This is a genomic window from Candidatus Zixiibacteriota bacterium (assembly GCA_029860345.1).
Classification (GTDB): domain Bacteria; phylum Zixibacteria; class MSB-5A5; order GN15; family FEB-12; genus JAJRTA01.
Genome location: JAOUBJ010000004.1, coordinates 199,029 through 217,213 on the forward strand (window position 1 = coordinate 199,029; position 18,185 = coordinate 217,213).

Sequence of the window (18,185 nt, forward strand, 5' to 3'; positions counted from 1 at the left end):
TGAAGACTCCTCTCTTCTGGACGGTTCCGACGCACCTGTTTGACTGTGTGCGCGGATTGTGTGATCTTTGTCCTGGGCAAATGTAACCAAAGGTGGTCGAGAATGAAACCGATAAATGGGTGGGCTTTGCAGGTGGAGTGTTCAATGGGGCTTCACCCTTCGACTCCGCTCAGGGTGACACCGTCAAGCCGCCCATAAATGGGTTTATGGCTTCGCCACTCGGTACCGGAGCTTAGCGTTGCGCGAAAGGGTGAGTCATCAGCGCCGAGTGCATGGGGTCCTGCGCGACGGGTGGCCGTCTCAACCCTTGTTTGGGGCAAGAGTCCTTCTGCCAATGAACCACCCCCAAAGCGACTTTGAGGGTGCCACCCCGAAACGCACGGCACCCCACGCAATTCTGACAATTCACCTTGCGGAGGCGCATCTCTCTGTCTGATGTCAAATGGGCCGGCATGAACTTGAGAGCCACTTTGCGTTTGAGCTTGGTATCCTCAGCAAGATAGACCTCACCCATTCCACCGGCGCCGATCTTCTCGACGATTCGGTATTGCGATACAATCGTGCCTTGTGTCAAGACTACGTGGGTACGGGTGTTGTCGTCGTCTTGATTCATCATTTCCCACCGTATTTCGCAAGCAGGGATTGAAATCGCGTGTCATCGCGTAGCGGGTCCCATCTTGGATCAATCCTTAGTATCGGCACAGACAACCAGCACGGTATAGACAACAGATATTCAAGATGTTCCACGGCAGCCTCTGAATTGCCAAGTAGAGTGTGCACTACGGCCAAATCCTCAATGCGAAACGGCCCCACCACCGCATTCTTCTCTACCGGCATTAATCTGACAGATAACTCAGCTTCATTGACAGCATCCTGGGCATTACCAAGGGCGGCGAGTACGATTCCCATAGACGCATGTGGACGATTGTCGTCAGGTCTTTTTCTTATTTCTTTCTCCAGAATCTCCTTCGCCTCATTATACTTTTCTTCGGACTTCAGGCTGTCGCCTAGCCGCTGGTAAGCGTATGCTTCATACATCGACTTTGGAGAAAGCATCCACTGACCTTCATCAAAAACAACCGGTGCTTCGGCCAGCACCATTAAGGCCTGTTCGTAGTCCCGAGCGAACAGTCGGGCCTGATACATGTAAAAGGCATGCCGTTGAGTATCCTCTTGCATCCTGCCAATTGTCTCACAACCTCTGTTCACATCAGCCTGCGACAGCCAGTAATTCCATGACTTGCACACGTACGCCAATGTCTGATCCGGAGCAAGGGCTATAGATAGATCATAAAAATGCTGGGCATCGGTGTACTTGCGATTGGTCATGTACGCACAGCCGATTTCATGAGGAAGAGATGCATCTCGGGGGCTTAACTCGAAAGCCCTCTCATAATACTGTACCGCCTCGGCAATGCGGCCACGACGTTTGACAATTGCGGCGATGAGAGCAAGCACCCGGGAGTCGTGGGGAAGTTCCCGTTGGGTCTTGTCCAGTTGCGCCAATGCCTGTTCGAAATCCTCCAGGCAGTAGTAATAATAGTAACCGTAGACGAGGTGCACCTCGGCAAGTTCTGGTTGAAGCTGATACGCTTTGTCAACGGCAGCCTTGGCTTGTGATGCACGTTCGGCACTACGATCATAGCCATGGAAGAACATCATGGAATGCGCACGAGACAGGTTCGCATATGCTAATGCAAAGAAAGGATCCAACTCTGTTGCCTTTTCAAACATCTTGATTGCACTCTGAAAATCAGATTCCGCATAATCCGGTCGCCCGACGAAATCTAATCCCTGCAAGTAAACCTGGTATGCGTCGATATTTTCAGTCGGTTTGGCGTTGAGTATCTGGCGTTCCGGATTCCGTAACTGGATGTCAAGTTGGCTCACAACCTGTTCGGCAATCTGTGATTGCACTTCAAAGATATCATCAAGAGTGCGATCATATCGATCCGACCAAATGTGTGTGTCGTCGGAAGTGCGGATCAACTGTGGTGTGATACGAACGCGGTCTGAGTTTTTCCCCCTGCGATTCCACCGGACACTTCCCTCCATAACATAATCGACTCCCAGGTCGGCACCGATCTCCTTGATCGACTGAGAGCTATTCTTATACTTCATAGCACTGGTGCGAGAGATTACGCCGAGGTCACGAATGGCTGATAACCGACTGATTATCTCTTCGGTCATACCATCGGCAAAGTACTCTTCGTCTGCAGGGCCCAGGTTTTCAAAAGGGAGCACAACAATCATCTTGCGCTTAGAATCCTCTTCCACCTTGGTTGACAAGGACCCTGTGGGATGCACATCCAGACTCTCCAGGGCAACAAGCAGATCAGTCGCACATTGATAGCGGGCCGATGGGTCTTTCTCCAGCAGTTTGGTGATCACCTTTTGCATCTCTTCCGTAACATCGCTCTTGTATCGGGCAAGTGGTTCTGGCGCCTCGGTCAAAATAGCTTTCAAGACTGCGGTTGCAGTTTCCCTTTTGAAGGGAGCGCGACCTGCAATCAACTGATAAAAAACAACTCCGAACGAAAACAGATCGGATCGTTCATCGACGACTTTCCCGTCAATCTGTTCCGGGGACATATATCCGATTGTGCCCAAGGTGGAACCGGTTTGAGTGAGGTGTTCGGTGCCTTCAATTACGGCCAGGCCAAAATCAAGAATCTTGGGACGATCGGCACTATCTACAAGGATGTTATCCGGCTTGATGTCCCGATGAGTTATGCCAGCCTTGTGTGCTTCAGAAAGTCCTTCAACAATGCTCCTCGCCATCTCGATAATCGCGGACAAAGATATCACACCCTTTGCGATGATCTCTTTCAAAGAACTCCCCCCAACGTGTTCCATCGCGATAAATGGTCTACTCTGAAAATCCGAGACTTCGTGAATCGTCACAATGCTGGGGTGGTTAAGTTTCGCGGTGGCTTGCGCCTCCCGCTTGAACCGCTTACGACACTCCTCGTCCTGGCAAAGATGGGGGGGAAGAAACTTCAGCGCTACTTGCCGATCAAGCTTGGTATCCTCAGCAAGAAACACCTCACCCATACCACCGGCGCCGATCTTCTCGACAATTCGGTAATGCGACACCATCGTACCTTTTGTCAGCACAATGTGTGTGCGTGTTTTGTCATCGTCAGGTTCCATGCAATTCTCTACGGTGTTGACTTCAGTTTTGCCAGGCGCTCTTTGGCGTCTTTGACTTGCGTCAAGCCATCGTCGGCATCTTTCCAAATGTCCAGAAAGGTTTCGTACTGTGCAATTGCGTCGTCATATCTCCCGGCTTCCTCGTAAGTCCTGCCGAGATACAAGTGTGCCATAATTCCGAATGTCGGCCAATATGCCCGGTTCAGTTCATACCGGTTAATGATCTCCTCATAGATCCTTAGAGCATCATCAATCCGACCACCGTCGAGGTAACTTCGGCCAATCAATTCCCGCAAAAAAAACGCCGGGGCGATTCTGTATGCATTCTGGAACAGGACAGTGCCAGTGTCATAGTTACCCTTTTCCATTTCCAGCATACCAGTCGACACTTGATAAGTATAAATCGCAGATGGTCCGTACCTGTCGATGTCTCTTTTGAGTTCCGCCATCAATTGGTCTGCCCTTCTCATATCGCCACTCTGGGCGTAGCTGGTGGCCATGCGACCCCTCGCAAAGGCAACCATCCAACTGTTCGGATTGATATCTTTCATGATATCTATCACTTTCTCATATTCAGCGATGGCAGACTTATGGTCGTTAAGAATTGTCTGGCAAATGAATCCTCTCTTGAAATTGCCGTATGCCAGATTATTGTCCTTGGCCGACTCGGCAAGCGCTCTGTCTTTAAGGTCGCCCAGCATGCGAAGACCCTCTTGGATTCTGCCCTGATACAAGGGTATCTGTGTCAGGTAGAGTCTTCCATTGGCCCTGGTGTACTTGTCAGGATGAGAGGCAATAACCTGGTACAGGCTTTCCGCCTTGGCATACTCTTGCCTGAACATATAGACGTTTCCCAGTTGCCAGAGACTGGCCACAAAGTCAGGCTTTAGCTCCAGAGCTTTTTCGAAGGAGGCAATAGCGCTGTCTAGCATTCCGTTTAAGGCATAGATTGCGCCCCTGTTATCGTAGGCATTGTGCTTTTCCGGTGCTGATTCCATGTACATGTTGGCTGCCCAGAGAGCCTTGTCAGTATCTCCAATCCACTCGTAGATATAAGCGAGGTCATTGTACGCTTGCTTGTCGACCTGGACGGCCAGCGAACATTGCATGATAGCGTCCCCGAATCTATCCATGCTTCTCGCCAAAAAATAAGCATATCTGGTATATGATTCGCTTCTATTCGGCTCGATCTCAATCAGGCGCTGATAGAGTTCCTCCGCCTCCTGCCATTCAGAGGACTGTACTTTTCTCCGCACTCTGCTCTCAAGAAGGGGAATCGCCATCGGGTTTAACTCAAAGGCTATATCTTCCTCTTGGATTTGTTCGGGATACCTGGCCATAGCTCCTAAAAGTCCAGAATACCAGAGGTGCGCCCAGGCATAACCGGGATTAAGCTCAATAGCACGCGAGTATTCCTTTTCGGCTCCCTCCAGATCATTCTCATCCCACAGGATATTTCCCATTGAGGCGTGGGTTTCAGCCAGGCCTTCATCAAGCCCAATAGCTATTTCCGCCGCCGCTCGGGCGTTCGACAGAGCTTCTGTTTTCGTGACAGTTCCGGTCACATAGATGTATTCCCGAAGGGTGGACCAGGCATCGGCCAGTCCGGAGTGCGCCAGGGCATAGTTGGAGTCGAACTCAATGGCCATTTCAAAATACTCAATGGCCTTTCTTATATCACTCTCGGTTCGCTTATTCCACAGGTGGCGGCCGCGCGTGTAGTAATTGTAGGCCTCTATGTTTTCTGTATAGCGGCGGGTAATAACTGCCTCGTCCGTGCCGAGCAGTTCAAGTCGCATTGCGGCAACAATGGCTCTGGAAATGTCATCCTGGATATCGAAAACGCTCTCCAATTCTCGGTCATAAGTCTGCGACCAGAGGTGAGCATCATCGGCGCTATTAATCAACTGTGCCCTGACCCGGATCTGGTTCTCCTCACGTTGAATACTCCCTTCGAGAACAGTATTGACCAGTAGGTCCCGACCGATTTTTCTGAGATCCCGGTCCGAATCCTTGTAGCGCATTACCGATGTCATCGAGATGACTTTCAGCTTTTCCACTCCGGACAGTCGGCCGATAATGGCATCCGTCATACCGTCGCAGAAGTACTCCTGGTCTTTGTCCGGACTGAAATCTCGAAAGGGCAGAACGGCGATAGAGTTCTTCCAACCGGTTTCATCCAAAGTCGTCAGCCCGGACTCCTCCCCGATCATAGTGAAGTCCGAAATCAAAAATCCGGAAACCACAAGTATCGCAATAATGGCGAGCCCGCCTACGGCAAGCGGCCATCTCTTCTGACGGCCAGCAGCGGCGGACTTATAGCTCTCGGTGGGAGCAACCAGACGCTTGAGATCACTGATGACACCGGAGGCACTCTGGTATCGCATTGACGGGTCTTTCTCCAACAACTTGGCGACGGTGCGTTGGAGTTCATCCGGGATGTCTGACTTATATCGGGCCAGCGGTTCCGGGTTATTCTGTGTGATGGCTTTCAGAGTTGCCGCTTCGTTATCCTTCTCAAACGGTGTGCGATTGGCTATCAACTCATAAAGCACAACACCAAGAGAAAACAAGTCTGACCTGTGATCAACTTCCTGCCCCTGTACTTGCTCAGGCGACATGTATTGTACTGTTCCGAGTGTCGACCCGGTTTTGGTGAGATGCTCTCCGCCTTGAATGACTGCTAGTCCAAAATCAAGTATTTTCGGTCGACCGTAGGCATCTATTACAATGTTTGAAGGCTTGATATCTCGGTGGACAACTTTCTTATCATGTGCAGCACTGAGTCCATCGCAGACTTGTATTGCCAACTCGACTACTCTGTCAATGCCAAGCTCTTTCCCCTTGGCCAGGTCGCGTAGTGATTGACCCTCCACCAACTCCATGGCAAAAAACGGTCGGCCCCGAAATTCTGAAACTTCATAGATAGTGACAATATTGGGATGATTGAGCTTGGCAGTTGCTTCAGCTTCACGGATAAAGCGTGCTTTGAAATCATCATCAGAGGAATGTTGCGTCGGCAGGAACTTCAGAGCGACTTTACGAGACAGCTTGCTGTCCTGGGCCAGGTAGACCTCACCCATTCCACCGGCGCCGATTTTCTCGACGATCCGGTAGTGTGCCACCATTGTTCCGGCAGTCAGAATGACGTGCGTGCGAGTCCGATCATCATGTGAGTCCTCTGGCGCCATTGCTGAGATCCTTTTCCGAATGCTAATTTCTTATCTAAGAAAGAGACAAACTGTCTTCTTTGCAACCTAAACTCAACCGGATCGTAGTGTGACCACATTGTGACCGTTTTTTATTCGCCGATAGAAGCATCTTGGCTGGCCCATTTATTCTGCCAAAGGCCGCCGCAAAGATCGAATCCCAGCCCAGTAGTTCACCGGATTGAAAGTCATTTTGCTTCCAGCAACTTCATGAATTCAAGAGTGTATTTGAGGACCATTTCGGTTTGTCCTAACTCCATGTGTGAACATGGTGCTCTGACAATTGCTTCTTCATGAAAGTCATCGCCAAGGATATTGTTTTCAAGGTGTTCCTGCATCAGCATATCCAGGGCAGGGTAACCATCGGTATCAATTACAAACTGTGTATGTCGGATTCTACTTCTACAATACTTATACCACTTTGGAAACTGCTCCCAACTACCATCCTTGAATGGAGCAAAAATGTCGGATGCGTATTGGCTCAACGGTGCGGTCTTAATTCCAAATTTGCTAAATGCTTTCACTAGATAGTCATGTATGATCAACCAGTTATACAACGAGGAGGACATTTGACTGAACAGATTGATAGTGGACAGAATCTGGCTTTCATCACCGTCAGCCAACTCCGCAAGTTTGCCCGACGCAAAGCAATCTTCAATATGTACATTGCAGCCAAGAGCCAGTACGCCGGTTGCCCTAATATCAGAAAACAATTCAGAGGTTAGTAGATGAAGAAAATGGTCAGCACCAGATGAATGCCCAACCAGAACAGTGTTACGCGGTCGAAGTCGAGTGTACAAGTCCTTAATCAAAGCATGGATGAGAATTGAATGATCTCGCAACGTGAGGGGAAGTCTTAGTTGAGCGTTACGTTCAAATCCGAAGACCGATATGGCAATCGCTCGAAATGGTAATTGGTGAAGCACGTCAGAGTAATGTTCGTGGTCGGTACCCAAAGGGGGCAGATAGAAAACCAACGCATCAGATGCAATCCCGTTGTCTATGTATGCCAACGAACCGCCGATCATCTTCGGGTCTTTATGAGATAGTTGACGAACTAAGTCGGTAGTAATGACAAATGACTCTTCACAAAGCACACTTCCTACCGCTATCGGGTCTTGATCGATTATAGTAATGGCTGTATCCCGTCGTAACTCGTTAGATAATTCCTCAAGCTCATTACAGACATCCCGGGCGGTTTGAAATCGTTTGTCCGGTTTCTTGGCTAAACATCGTGATACAATTCGGTTGAGGTCATACGGAATATTCGAACGCTTGCTGTGTAGATCAGTTGGAGTGTCTCTTAGAATCCCGGCTGAAACCTCAGTGGCAGTAGGAGCTGAAAAGGGATGTTCGCCAGTGATTAGTTCATGCATTATTACGCCGAAGGCAAAGATATCTGCCCTGGCATTGATCTCCTGGCCGAGTAGTTGTTCGGGTGCCATGTAAGATATTGTTCCGGCCACTTTTCCTGCGAAAGGATCACTTGTACGGGTAGCTTCAGAGTCATTCAATGATTCAACATCTGAAAGAGTTGCCAATCCAAAGTCCAGGATCCTAGCTGCTCCGCTTGCATCTATCATCAAATTACCAGGCTTCAAATCTCGATGGATGACCCCCTTTTCATGAGCTGCTGTTAGTCCCTTGGTGATTTGAATGCCTATGTCAATTATGTCGGCAACAGTTAACAGTTTATCGCTTGATAGTTCCTTCAGCGATTGCCCCTCAATATAGTCCATGGCAATATACGGTACTCTTCCACCTTCGTTAATCTCGTGGACAGTGACTATACTTGGATGTTGTAGTCGTGCGGCTGCTCGAGCTTCTTGTGTGAATTGACGCAGTACAGCATCGCTCTTAGTTTGCTCTTCAGGTAGGAACTTAAGAGCCACTTGGCGCTTGAGTTTAGTATCTTCGGCCAGGTAGACCTCACCCATGCCACCGGCGCCGATCTTCTCGACAATCCGGTAGTGTGCCACCATTGTATCTTTGGTCAGCACAACATGCGTGCGCGTCTTGTCGTCGTCAGCTTCCATGACATTCCTTACGGCGCTGATTTCAGTTTTGCCAGGCGCTCTTTGGCATCGTCGACTGCGACCAGCCCCGAGTCTGCATCTTTCCAGATGTCCAGGAAAGTCTCGTATTGCTCAATCGCTTTGTCATTCCAACCCGATTCTTCGTACGCCGTTCCCAAATAGTAGTGTAACTTGACTGACTCGATTGTCCATTGTAGTCGGTCTTCGCTGAAGGTGGAGAGCAACTGTTCATATCCGTTCACCGCCTCGCCCAGTTGGCCGTTCACCTGTTGGGTCTTGGCCAGCATAAGATAGGCTCGAAACCCGGAGGTGTATCCTCGGCTGCTATACATGCTCGAGGCCGTTCCGAAATACTCGACAGCGGCCGGTAAGTCTCCCTTGGCTCGCTCGACACAGCCGGCGGCGATCCACCAGAGCGATAGTTTCGCCGAATCGTCCGGGGCAATAGGACCTTTCCATTCCGCCAGCGCTGTCTCGGCTTCGTCGATACGGCCACCTTCCGCCAGCATCTGTATGTAGAAATGCTGGATCGGGACAAGCAAGCCGCGATTCTCCCTGTAGCCCTCCATAGCCACTTGCATCGCGGCCAGTCCCTTGTCAATCTCCCCGAGTTCAGCATAGATTCTGGCGACTTGATAATGCTTGGGCCAGGTCTCGGCTTTCTCCATCCGGTCGGCAGCGATACCCTGCTCAAGTACACTGAGCGCTTGTTCGAATCTGCCCTGGTGTACCAGGACCAGTGCTGGGTACTGTCGTGCAACCGACCGATCGTTCTTGCGTGGGCTTTCAAGGAGTCTATCGAAACATCGTTGCGCTTCGTCGTAGTTCCTTTTGTAAAGATGCATGAGGCCGAGATTCCCCCATGACTGGTAGAAATCTCCTTTGATCTCGATAGCCTTGGCAAACGAGCCAATCGCTTCATCGATTCTGCCATTGCCCGCGAAGAGCTCACCACGAGAGTCGTACGGGTTAGCTTGGTCCGGTTCCAACTCTATGTATTTATTCATCGCCCAGATCGACTTATCGAAATCTCCAATGTCATTGTAACAATATGCCAAAGCGTTGTAGGCCGAACCGTATAGAGAATCCAGCTCTATAGCCCGGGTGTAGTGTTTGATGGCCATGTTCACCTGCCGGAAGCCGTAGCTGTAGAAGATGGCCATGTTTAGATGTGCTTCCTTGTCATCGGGATAGCGCTTGACAATCTCCTGGCACCTGGCCAGCGATTTTAGCGGCTCCCCGTTCACCCAGGCATGATAGGCTTCGATGGTCAACTTCTCTTTGTACCTTGAGTTGGTGGAGAATTCAAGAGCTTTGGCCAGATAGGTGCGACGGCGCGGTCCCTGGCCCACCCTGGCCAGTTGATAGAAGGCCATGGCAAATGTCGAGTCCAATGTGATCGCTTGCTTCAAAGCAAGCTCGGCGTCGGCCAAGTAGCGCTGGAATCCTAATTCCACACCTTCCAGATAGTGGCGATAAGCCTCGGGCGATGTCGTAGTCACTTCCGCCACCGGCCGATCCGTCTCGGTTAAGGCTTCTTCGGGAAGGGATAAATCGCTTTTGATTTCAACAGTCAGTTTATCCACAAGCGTGAAAATGTCCTCACCCGGCTTACCGTTGATTCTTTGTGAGGCCACCGCGGTCCCCGATGAAACCTCTATTAGTTGAGCCGTCATGACGATTTGCGGGTCCGTGCCGAGAATACTCCCCAGTAACATCCATTTGGCTTTGGCTCGTTCAGCGATTTGGGATGCTGTTGAATGGTCAATTGTCTTCTCACCCTCACGTCCCAGATTCTTCAAAATATCGTACAGGCGTTGGCTTGAGACCACCTGTACGAAGCGTGACTCCGAGAGGTCGGTGATCAATAGATTGGTTGCAATCTCACCCATCTTTTGGCTGTCGGCCGGATCGGCCAGGTTGTCGAAATACATAATGGCCAGACGATTTGTTTCGGCCGACGCGTCCCCGGCACCCTGCTGTTGAAGCTCCCACGGTTTGAAGACCAACATGGCGACCAACAGGATAACAATCAGTGTAGGAACCAAATACCGAGTCGTGTTGCGAGTTTGGGTTGTTACAGTGGGCGTGATGATTGAACTGTCGGAGTCGCGTCTCAATCGTTTCAGGTCGGTGATTACGTCGTCGGCGTGTTGGTAGCGAAGAGATGCATCCTTCTCCAGGAGTTTCGACACGATGTTCTGCAATTCGTCGGGGACGTCGCTTTTGTATCGTGACAACGGTTCTACGGACTCACTCAAGACGGCGTTCATCACCGACGCTTCGTTGTCCCCTTCAAACGGCAACCGCGCCGTCACCATTTCGTAAAGCACCACCCCGAATGAAAACAGATCGGAACGCTGGTCAACATCTTTGCCCTGAATCTGCTCCGGTGACATATAACCGACCGTACCGAGCGTCGAACCGGTTTTGGTAACTTTGTCCAAACCTTCAATCGCGGCCAGCCCGAAATCGAGCAACTTGGGTCGACCATCGGCATCAATTACGATATTCGACGGTTTGACATCACGGTGTGTGACTCCGCTTTGATGAGCTTTGTGCAGCCCCTCCAGAGTCTGAATAGCCAATCCAGTGACTTCGTCCAGATCAAGCTCTCGCTCTTTGGTCAAGTCACGAAGAGATTTGCCTCCCACATGCTCCATGGCAAAGAAAGGCCGTCCTTGATATTCTGAGACCTCAAAAATCGTGACAACGTTGGGGTGGCTCAGCTTGGCCGTTGCCTGGGCTTCGCGCTTGAACCTCTCGCGACAATCCTCGTCATTGCTTAGGTGCGTTGGCAGAAATTTCAGGGCGACATTTCGAGACAGCTTGCTGTCTTCGGCCAGATAGACCTCGCCCATGCCACCGGCGCCGATCTTGCAGGCGATACGGTAATGCGACACCATCGTGCCCTTGGTCAACACGACGTGTGTGCGCGTCTTGTCGTCGTCAGCTTCGTGGTCTACCACATCAACAGCCCTTAGAACTTGATACCTTCATATTTGGCAATGATCTCTTTATATCTTGGATGATCACGCACTGGCTCCCACCGAGGGTCCATCTCCACCCAGGCGGTCGAAAAGGTAGACGGAATAGACAGGACCTCTTCTAAGTATTCGAGCGCCGTGTCAATATTTCCGGCGTTCAACTGAACAAGGGCCATGACCATGACCGCAGAAGGTCCTCACCAATGGCAGGCTTCAACAGGCATGGTCTCCATCGCCAATTGCGCCTGTTCTATGGCCTGCTCATGTCTACCGGTTTGTGAATAAATCATGGCAAGCATTTCTAAGACCTCGTGATTAGGAGGAAGGGGCTCAAATCGACCGGATGTGTCACGCCTCGCCTCTTCGTTGCGATTGTAGGTTACTATGCGGGCCGAATCCAAATAGAGGTAAGCAGATTCCTCGTCCCCGTTGTAGCGATAGAGAAGCCCAATGCTAACATACAGCTTTGGATCGGGGTTGTACTGTAATCCTGATTTTGCACGAGAGATCAGTAGGTCAAGATCAGGTAACTGATTCCTTGAATCAAGGAAGTCGTGAATGATCGGTGCGACGACGCTCCCCAGGGGGCTCGTGCCCCTGTCCGACCACTCGGAAAGGGTTTGTTGAATCTGCTCAACACTTGCTCCCATACAAATCTGAATCCTTGCTTTTAGCGCATACACCCCAGCACCACCTACAGGAACTTTTGGCCCGAATCGCTCAATTACTTCCAATGCTTTTTCGTACTGATGAGAGTACCAACTCGCCCACAACATCGTTAACTTCGTCCCAAATGATCGAGGATCAAGCTTGATGACCTGCTGGGTCAGAGCTATCGTTTCATACCATTTGCCCTGTCGTAACTTGACCATCGCGATTGCGCCCAGAACAAACGCTTCTTCAACATGCCCTAGTCGAGCAAGTTCAAATTCCCAAAGTGCCTTGTCGTAATTTCGTTCAATCAAGTTATAATAAGTCCCACTAGCCAGGTGCGCCTCTGCCAAGTCAGGCTGGATCTCAAAAGCCCGTTGATATGCTTCTCGTGCCGGTCTTGTATGCTCCGAGAACCCCGACTCGTAAAAGAAAGCAAAATACGAATGTGATATAGACTTCGCAGTGAATGCCATGGCAAAAGTCGAATCCAGCTCAATAGCCTTATCCAGCAGTTCAATTGCTTTAAGCAGACCGCCGGGGCCCACTTTAGAGTTCATCGACCTCAGATAATAATCATAAGCATCAGGGTTTTCGGTCGGCCGATAATCGAGCGCCTCCTGGCCACCAGCCAGGAGGGTCGTGCCAAGTGCCTCGGCAATACGCATAGCGATCTCAGCCTGCACCTCAAATATCTCGGAAAGGTCTTTTTGAATATTATCTGTCCAGACGGCAGTTTCATCAGATACGCGAATCAGCTCCGGTGTGATCCGTATCTTGTCGACACTCCCGGACTTGTCCCATCTGATTGTACCTCCAAGGATGTAATCGACATTTAGCTCAGCGCCGATTTCACTGATGCGCTTGGTCGTTCCCTTGTATTGGAGAACACTGGTTCTGGCCATGACACCAAGACCATCGAGAACATTAACCTTTGAAGTAATCTCGCCGGTAATTCCGTCAGCGAAGTATTCATCTTCCGGTGCACCGAGATTCTCAAAGGGAAGGACGGCCAGTATTATCCGCTCGTCAATAGGTGTGACTTTCTGTTCATCCTTGTCGCCCGGGTAGTACTTCACACCGGCCACTATCAGTATCGCAATTGTCACTAGCCCACCGAGTGCAAGCGGCCATCTACTCTTTTGCTTCGCTGGAGTCACAGTCATCGAACTCTGCGTCGAAACAACCAGACGCTTGAGATCGCTGACCACACCACCCGAAGTTTGATACCGCATCGAGGTCTCTTTCTCCAACAGTTTTGAGACAGTGCGTTGGAGTTCATCAGGGATGTCCGCTTTGTACCTAGCCAGCGGTTCCGGGTTGTCCTGCGTAATAGCTTTCAGTGTCGCAGCTTCATTGTCTTTCTCAAATGGTGTGCGACCTGCGATCAACTCGTATAGAACGACGCCAAGTGAAAACAAATCTGATCGATGATCAACTTCTTTACCGTCTACTTGCTCAGGTGACATATACTGCACAGTGCCCAGGGTCGAACCTGTCTTGGTTAGTTGCTCCCCTCCCTGAATGGCTGCTAACCCGAAATCGAGTATCTTCGGTCGACCGTAGGCATCGATTACAATGTTTGAAGGTTTGATATCTCGGTGAACGATTTGTTTCTCGTGAGCGGCGCCGAGTCCGTCACAGATTTGCAGGGCCAGTTCGATGATCCTATCAACACCAAGCTCTTTTCCCTTGGCCAGGTCGCGTAGTGATTGACCCTCTACCAACTCCATCGCAAAAAACGGTCGGCCTCGAAATTCCGAAACTTCAAAAATCGTAACGATGTTGGGATGATTCAGCTTGGCCGCAGCTTGTGCTTCACGTTTGAAACGGGCGCGGCAATCTTCATCGTTGCTAAGATGCGTCGGCAGAAACTTCAGTGCCACATTGCGTGACAGCTTGCTGTCCTGGGCCAGATAGACCTCACCCATGCCACCAGCACCGATTTTTTCGACTATCCGATAGTGCGAAACCATTGTTCCTTTTGTCAGCACGATGTGAGTACGGGTCTTGTCGTCGTTAGGCTCGGTCATTTCGCCTCATGCCTTTCAAGAAGTGCTATGAATCGGGGTGATTCCTGCAAAGGGGCAAACAGCGGATCGGCTCTCAGGTACTGTGGTGTGCTCCAACCTGGTATTGACAGGTGGTATTCTAGTTCATCGATGGCCAAATCATACTGTCCGATTATTGCATATATCTGGGCCATGACCATGACCGGATCAGGTCCTCACCAATGGCAGTTGTCGACAGGCATCAACTCTTTTGCGGTCTTTCCTGCGGCTACGGCCGAATCAGGCATCCCCATAAAAGCGTAGGTGAGTCCTAACCTGGAATAGATTGGCCAATCATTGGGATGCAGGCTGAAGTCGAAATCCTCAAGCAGTCGAATCCGGCATGAATCATAGTAGATGAAGGCGGAGTCTTCTCGATCAGTCAGGTCAAAAATCTGGGCGATATTCATGTAGACAAGATAGTCCACACGTTCATCTTTTAAGTCCCGCAGGTCGGCGATCATCTCATCCGGATCGGTTCTCTCGATCACGAATCTCCATACTCCGAGAGAAGTAGAGGGAAACATCTCATACAGCGACGATTGTGCCGCACCGAGAGCGCTCACGATACTCTCATAGGAGTGGGTAGGGGAATCAACAGTTCCATGCTCCAGCAGGTTCAACAACAGACTGTAGTATACCATGTCCCCGTCGGTGGGAGCCAGGACGACCCCGCGATCAACGAACTCCCGGCCCTTTTTGAAGTCACGCAGATAAGAATGAGCGGTTCCAAGCCAGTAATAATGACGCACCGTGAGTGGATCGATTCTGGCTGCTTGTTCGAAGTTTGATAGCGCCTCGTGCCACTTACCCTGGCGCATCTTCACTACGCCGATTTGCTGCAGGAGATCAGCGTTAGGTGCTACTTCTGAAGAGGCCAGCGCGAACGCATCCAGCGCCCGCTCATAATCGCGCTCAAGGAAATTGTAGTGCGACCCAAGAGCGATGTGTGCTTCCGGTAGACTGGGATCCAACTCCAACGCCTTTTCTGCCGCTTGTAAGCCTGTTGAATCTCGCCTTGCCCCACCCCCCTTGCGACCGAATACTAACTGAGTATAAGCCGTTGATTTCTTAGCCCAGGCAAGGGCAAAGCGTGGATCGAGAGCGAGAGAAGAATCAAACATTTCGATCGCCTCACCCAATTTGGCGACGCGTGCGCTCCTGCCCATAGCGTCCAAACCACGAAGGTAGTAATTGTATGCGGCCATGCTCGTTGTCGGCGCGTAATCAGGAGTCTGTCGGTTTGGCTCCAGAAGTGTCAAACCCAAGGCTGTAACAATCTTGGATGCGATTTCCGTTTGCACTTCAAATATCTGAACCATCTGTTGATCGAAGTTATCGGACCACATCATATAGCTGTTACTGGTCCTGGTCAGCTTGGGAGTAATTCGAAAGCGATCGACGTCGCCTGATCTGTCCCAACGAATAGTGGCCTCGAGAATATAGTCCGCTCCCGTCTCCTTACCAATCTGCTCTATACTCCTATCTACGTCTCGGTACTTCTCGGCGCTGTTGTTTGACAGCAAGCGTAGTTCCTTGATAGTAGAAAGGCGCGAACTGATCTCCTCACGGATGCCGCTGGAAAAATACTCATCATCGGCAGCACCAAGATTTACGAAGGGTAACACAATGAGAACCGGCGGCTGAGCCTGAGCCGACTCCTCCCCAGCGGTGAAGAGTGTGGAAATCAAGTATCCCCCAGCGACGCAAACCACTGCAGCCGATGCCAACCATACGAAACGGTTTTTCCTGGGCGGCGCTGTTTCGACGGTCAGTCGTCTCAGGTCGGCCAGCATTCCGTCGGCATGCTGGTATCTGAGGGCAGGGTCCTTGGCCAGTGCCTTGTTGATTACCTGTTGCAGCTCCCCCGTCACGCCCGATTTGAATCGAGCAATTGGTTCCGGTGTCGACGTGGTAATCGCTCTTATTATCGCAGCATCATTGTCCCCTTCGAAAGGACGACGACCGGTTAACATCTCATATAGGATCACGCCGACTGAGAACAGGTCTGACCTCTTATCGACTTTTCCGCCGGTAATCTGCTCCGGCGCCATATACCCGACCGTGCCCAGAGTCGACCCGGTCTGGGTCAGCTTCTCTTCGCCCGAAACTGTGGCCAGCCCAAAGTCCAATAGGCGGGGTTTGCCTTTACTGTCTATGATAATATTGCCCGGCTTGATATCCCGGTGAACCACCCCTGCTTCGTGAGCTTCGTGCAGTCCTTCGCATATCTGCTGGGTCAGACTCACAGCCTCGGCAACCGAGAGTTTGCCTTGTTTGACCACATCCCTCAACGGTTCTCCCGTAATATGGGCCATGGCAAAAAACGGTCGCCCGTTATACTCACCTACTTCATACACCGGGACGATATTCGGATGATCGAGTTTGGCGGCCGCCTTGGCTTCGCGAGTAAACCGAGTACGACTGTCTTCGTCCCGGCACAAATGCGTCGGCAGAAATTTCAGGGCGACATTTCGAGACAGCTTGGTGTCCTCAGCCAGGTAGACTTCACCCATACCACCGGCGCCGATCTTCTCGACAATCCGGTAGTGCGAAACCATCGTGCCTTTGGTCAGCACGACGTGCGTGCGTGTTTTGTCGTCGTCGTTAGGTTCCATACTATCCGATTCAATCTGCCAACTGCACCACCACAGCGAGCGCGGCAGTGTCACCCACCACACGACTTCTGTGACCCTTGCCGGTTGTGTCCTCAACCATCGTGACGCTTCCGGGGCCGAACCGGCGCGTTTCACCGTCTGAGGTCTCGGCTTCAATCTCACCAGCGAGGTAGAAAAGTAATTGGCGGCAGGGCGCTGGGTGCCAGTCGCCGAACCAGCCGGCCAGCGCTCTCAGATATCCAAATTGTGTCGCCGGTGTGAACGACGAGAGATCCAGCGGCGGCGCCGGAGGAGCAAAGTCGATTGTCTTAAACTCAACCTCCACATCCTCAAAATGCGATTCGCCGCTGTCGTCGGTATAGACCCGCGTGTACTTCATTCGAATTGTTTCCTCAGAATCGAATTATGGTTAGGTTCAGTGGTATTGCTCCTGCAATCAAAAGACTGGTGACCTCAATCGGTCCGAATAGGCCATGAGACCGTGATAACACGACGCCCTCGTTATGAGGTTATCCTTGACCCTAATCTAAGTGGTTGCCCGTGTGCTTTGCAACGTCAAAAACAGAGTTTTAGCTGGATCGGCTGACCACTTCTCAGGCGCCGGGACGGCTACACCAGGTAGGCGGACACCGGCTGTAACCGAAAGGGTCAAGGGCATTTTTAATGCCTTGACGGCATTAGGAGAATCGTTATATTATCGGGCTAAACTATAGAGGATTTTTGAATGAAAAGAACATTTCAACCATCGAATCGCAAGAAGCTAAACGACCACGGCTTCCGCTCCCGTATGGCCACCAAAGGCGGCCGTCGTGTCCTGGCTCGTCGTCGCGCCAGGGGCAGAAAAAGATTGACCGTCAAAGTTGGACGCAAGAAATAAACTACCGCGCTCAGACAGCCTGAAAAACCGGCGCGAGATCGATCACCTATTCTCGAACGGACGAAGGCTTTCCACACCCGGTCATGCCTGTGTCTGGACAGAGGCTGACCAATTCGGCTACGCCGTTTTTGTTTCTCGACATCACGGCTCGGCGGTCGAGCGCAATCGGATCAAACGTCGCTTCAGGGAAGTGATCAGACAGGTCAAAGCATTATTGGACAGACCGATAAAAGTGGGATTCATCCCCAGCCAGCAAAGCACCAAATCCAGCTTCGAGCAGGTGTACGGTGAAATCCAAAGCACTTTCAAACAGATCAACAGAAACCTCAGCTAACCAAGGGCTGATCAGCAGTTTTCTCATTCTGTTGATCGATTTCTACAGGTATGCTTTGGCTCATTTGTTCAGTGGAGGATGTCGTTTTGAACCTTCGTGCTCCCGTTATGGTCAAGATGCCCTGCGCAAGTACGGAGCATGGAAGGGGAGCATAATGACCATCAGGCGCGTGCTCCGGTGCCACCCGTGGCATGAGGCAGGCTACGATCCGGTCGAATGAAGCTCGGGATAGAGATAGTCTACAGGGATAGAAACAGACAGGGAAGGCG

12 protein-coding genes are annotated in these 18,185 nt (G+C 51.0%); 3 read left to right on the forward strand and 9 right to left on the reverse strand.

Annotation, left to right across the window (positions count from 1 at the left end; all coding sequences use genetic code 11):
* Nucleotides 1-232: 232 nt before the first annotated feature.
* The 9 genes from OEV49_06005 to OEV49_06045 all read right to left on the reverse strand — a co-directional run bounded on the left by OEV49_06005 (nt 233) and on the right by OEV49_06045 (nt 17,084).
* Nucleotides 233-616 (reverse strand): hypothetical protein, encoded by a 384-nt coding sequence (locus OEV49_06005; GenBank protein MDH3890618.1) that lies wholly within the window; start codon nt 614-616, stop codon nt 233-235.
* A complete protein-coding gene (locus tag OEV49_06010) occupies nt 613-3,153 on the reverse strand; it encodes a protein kinase (GenBank protein ID MDH3890619.1) in 2,541 nt (846 codons plus the stop codon). The genes OEV49_06005 and OEV49_06010 overlap by 4 nt, the downstream gene beginning before the upstream one ends.
* 8 nt (nt 3,154-3,161) lie before the next feature.
* Entirely contained in the window at nt 3,162-6,344 is a 3,183-nt protein-coding gene (locus OEV49_06015) for a protein kinase (GenBank protein MDH3890620.1), read from the reverse strand.
* A gap of 206 nt (nt 6,345-6,550) precedes the next feature.
* Nucleotides 6,551-8,398 (reverse strand): protein kinase, encoded by a 1,848-nt coding sequence (locus tag OEV49_06020; GenBank protein ID MDH3890621.1) that lies wholly within the window; start codon nt 8,396-8,398, stop codon nt 6,551-6,553.
* A gap of 8 nt (nt 8,399-8,406) precedes the next feature.
* Nucleotides 8,407-11,367: a protein kinase gene (locus OEV49_06025; protein MDH3890622.1), complete on the reverse strand. Its 2,961-nt coding sequence runs from the start codon at nt 11,365-11,367 to the stop codon at nt 8,407-8,409.
* Between the two features lie 11 nt (nt 11,368-11,378).
* Nucleotides 11,379-11,561 (reverse strand): hypothetical protein, encoded by a 183-nt coding sequence (locus tag OEV49_06030; protein ID MDH3890623.1) that lies wholly within the window; start codon nt 11,559-11,561, stop codon nt 11,379-11,381.
* 21 nt (nt 11,562-11,582) lie between these two features.
* Nucleotides 11,583-14,069, reverse strand: a complete 2,487-nt coding sequence (locus tag OEV49_06035; protein ID MDH3890624.1) for a protein kinase — start codon at nt 14,067-14,069, stop codon at nt 11,583-11,585.
* Between the two features lie 194 nt (nt 14,070-14,263).
* Nucleotides 14,264-16,705, reverse strand: coding sequence for a protein kinase (locus tag OEV49_06040; GenBank protein ID MDH3890625.1), 2,442 nt, complete (start codon nt 16,703-16,705; stop codon nt 14,264-14,266).
* Between the two features lie 10 nt (nt 16,706-16,715).
* The gene (locus tag OEV49_06045; GenBank protein ID MDH3890626.1) at nt 16,716-17,084 is read right to left on the reverse strand and encodes a cupin domain-containing protein; all 369 of its coding nucleotides are present in this window, start codon (nt 17,082-17,084) and stop codon (nt 16,716-16,718) included.
* Between the two features lie 345 nt (nt 17,085-17,429).
* Between OEV49_06045 and rpmH the strand changes: the two genes are divergently transcribed.
* Genes rpmH through yidD form a run of 3 tightly spaced genes read left to right on the forward strand, consistent with a single transcriptional unit; the run spans nt 17,430 to nt 18,136 of the window.
* Entirely contained in the window at nt 17,430-17,582 is a 153-nt protein-coding gene (gene rpmH, locus OEV49_06050; protein ID MDH3890627.1) for a 50S ribosomal protein L34, read from the forward strand.
* Nucleotides 17,566-17,916 (forward strand): ribonuclease P protein component, encoded by a 351-nt coding sequence (gene rnpA, locus OEV49_06055; GenBank protein MDH3890628.1) that lies wholly within the window; start codon nt 17,566-17,568, stop codon nt 17,914-17,916. Before rpmH ends, rnpA begins: the two co-directional genes overlap by 17 nt.
* Before the next feature lie 10 nt (nt 17,917-17,926).
* Nucleotides 17,927-18,136 carry a membrane protein insertion efficiency factor YidD gene (gene yidD, locus OEV49_06060; GenBank protein ID MDH3890629.1) on the forward strand — a complete coding sequence of 70 codons (210 nt, stop codon included), beginning with the start codon at nt 17,927-17,929 and terminating at the stop codon, nt 18,134-18,136.
* The last annotated feature ends 49 nt before the right edge of the window (nt 18,137-18,185 follow it).

Coding starts and splice junctions, on each gene's coding strand:
- OEV49_06035 (MDH3890624.1), bottom strand. CDS start 14,069: ATGACCGAGCCTAACGACGACAAGACCCGTACTCACATCGTGCTGACA.
- OEV49_06045 (MDH3890626.1), bottom strand. CDS start 17,084: ATGAAGTACACGCGGGTCTATACCGACGACAGCGGCGAATCGCATTTT.
- OEV49_06030 (MDH3890623.1), bottom strand. CDS start 11,561: ATGGCCCTTGTTCAGTTGAACGCCGGAAATATTGACACGGCGCTCGAA.
- rpmH (MDH3890627.1), top strand. CDS start 17,430: ATGAAAAGAACATTTCAACCATCGAATCGCAAGAAGCTAAACGACCAC.
- OEV49_06005 (MDH3890618.1), bottom strand. CDS start 616: ATGATGAATCAAGACGACGACAACACCCGTACCCACGTAGTCTTGACA.
- OEV49_06010 (MDH3890619.1), bottom strand. CDS start 3,153: ATGGAACCTGACGATGACAAAACACGCACACACATTGTGCTGACAAAA.
- OEV49_06040 (MDH3890625.1), bottom strand. CDS start 16,705: ATGGAACCTAACGACGACGACAAAACACGCACGCACGTCGTGCTGACC.
- OEV49_06020 (MDH3890621.1), bottom strand. CDS start 8,398: ATGGAAGCTGACGACGACAAGACGCGCACGCATGTTGTGCTGACCAAA.
- OEV49_06015 (MDH3890620.1), bottom strand. CDS start 6,344: ATGGCGCCAGAGGACTCACATGATGATCGGACTCGCACGCACGTCATT.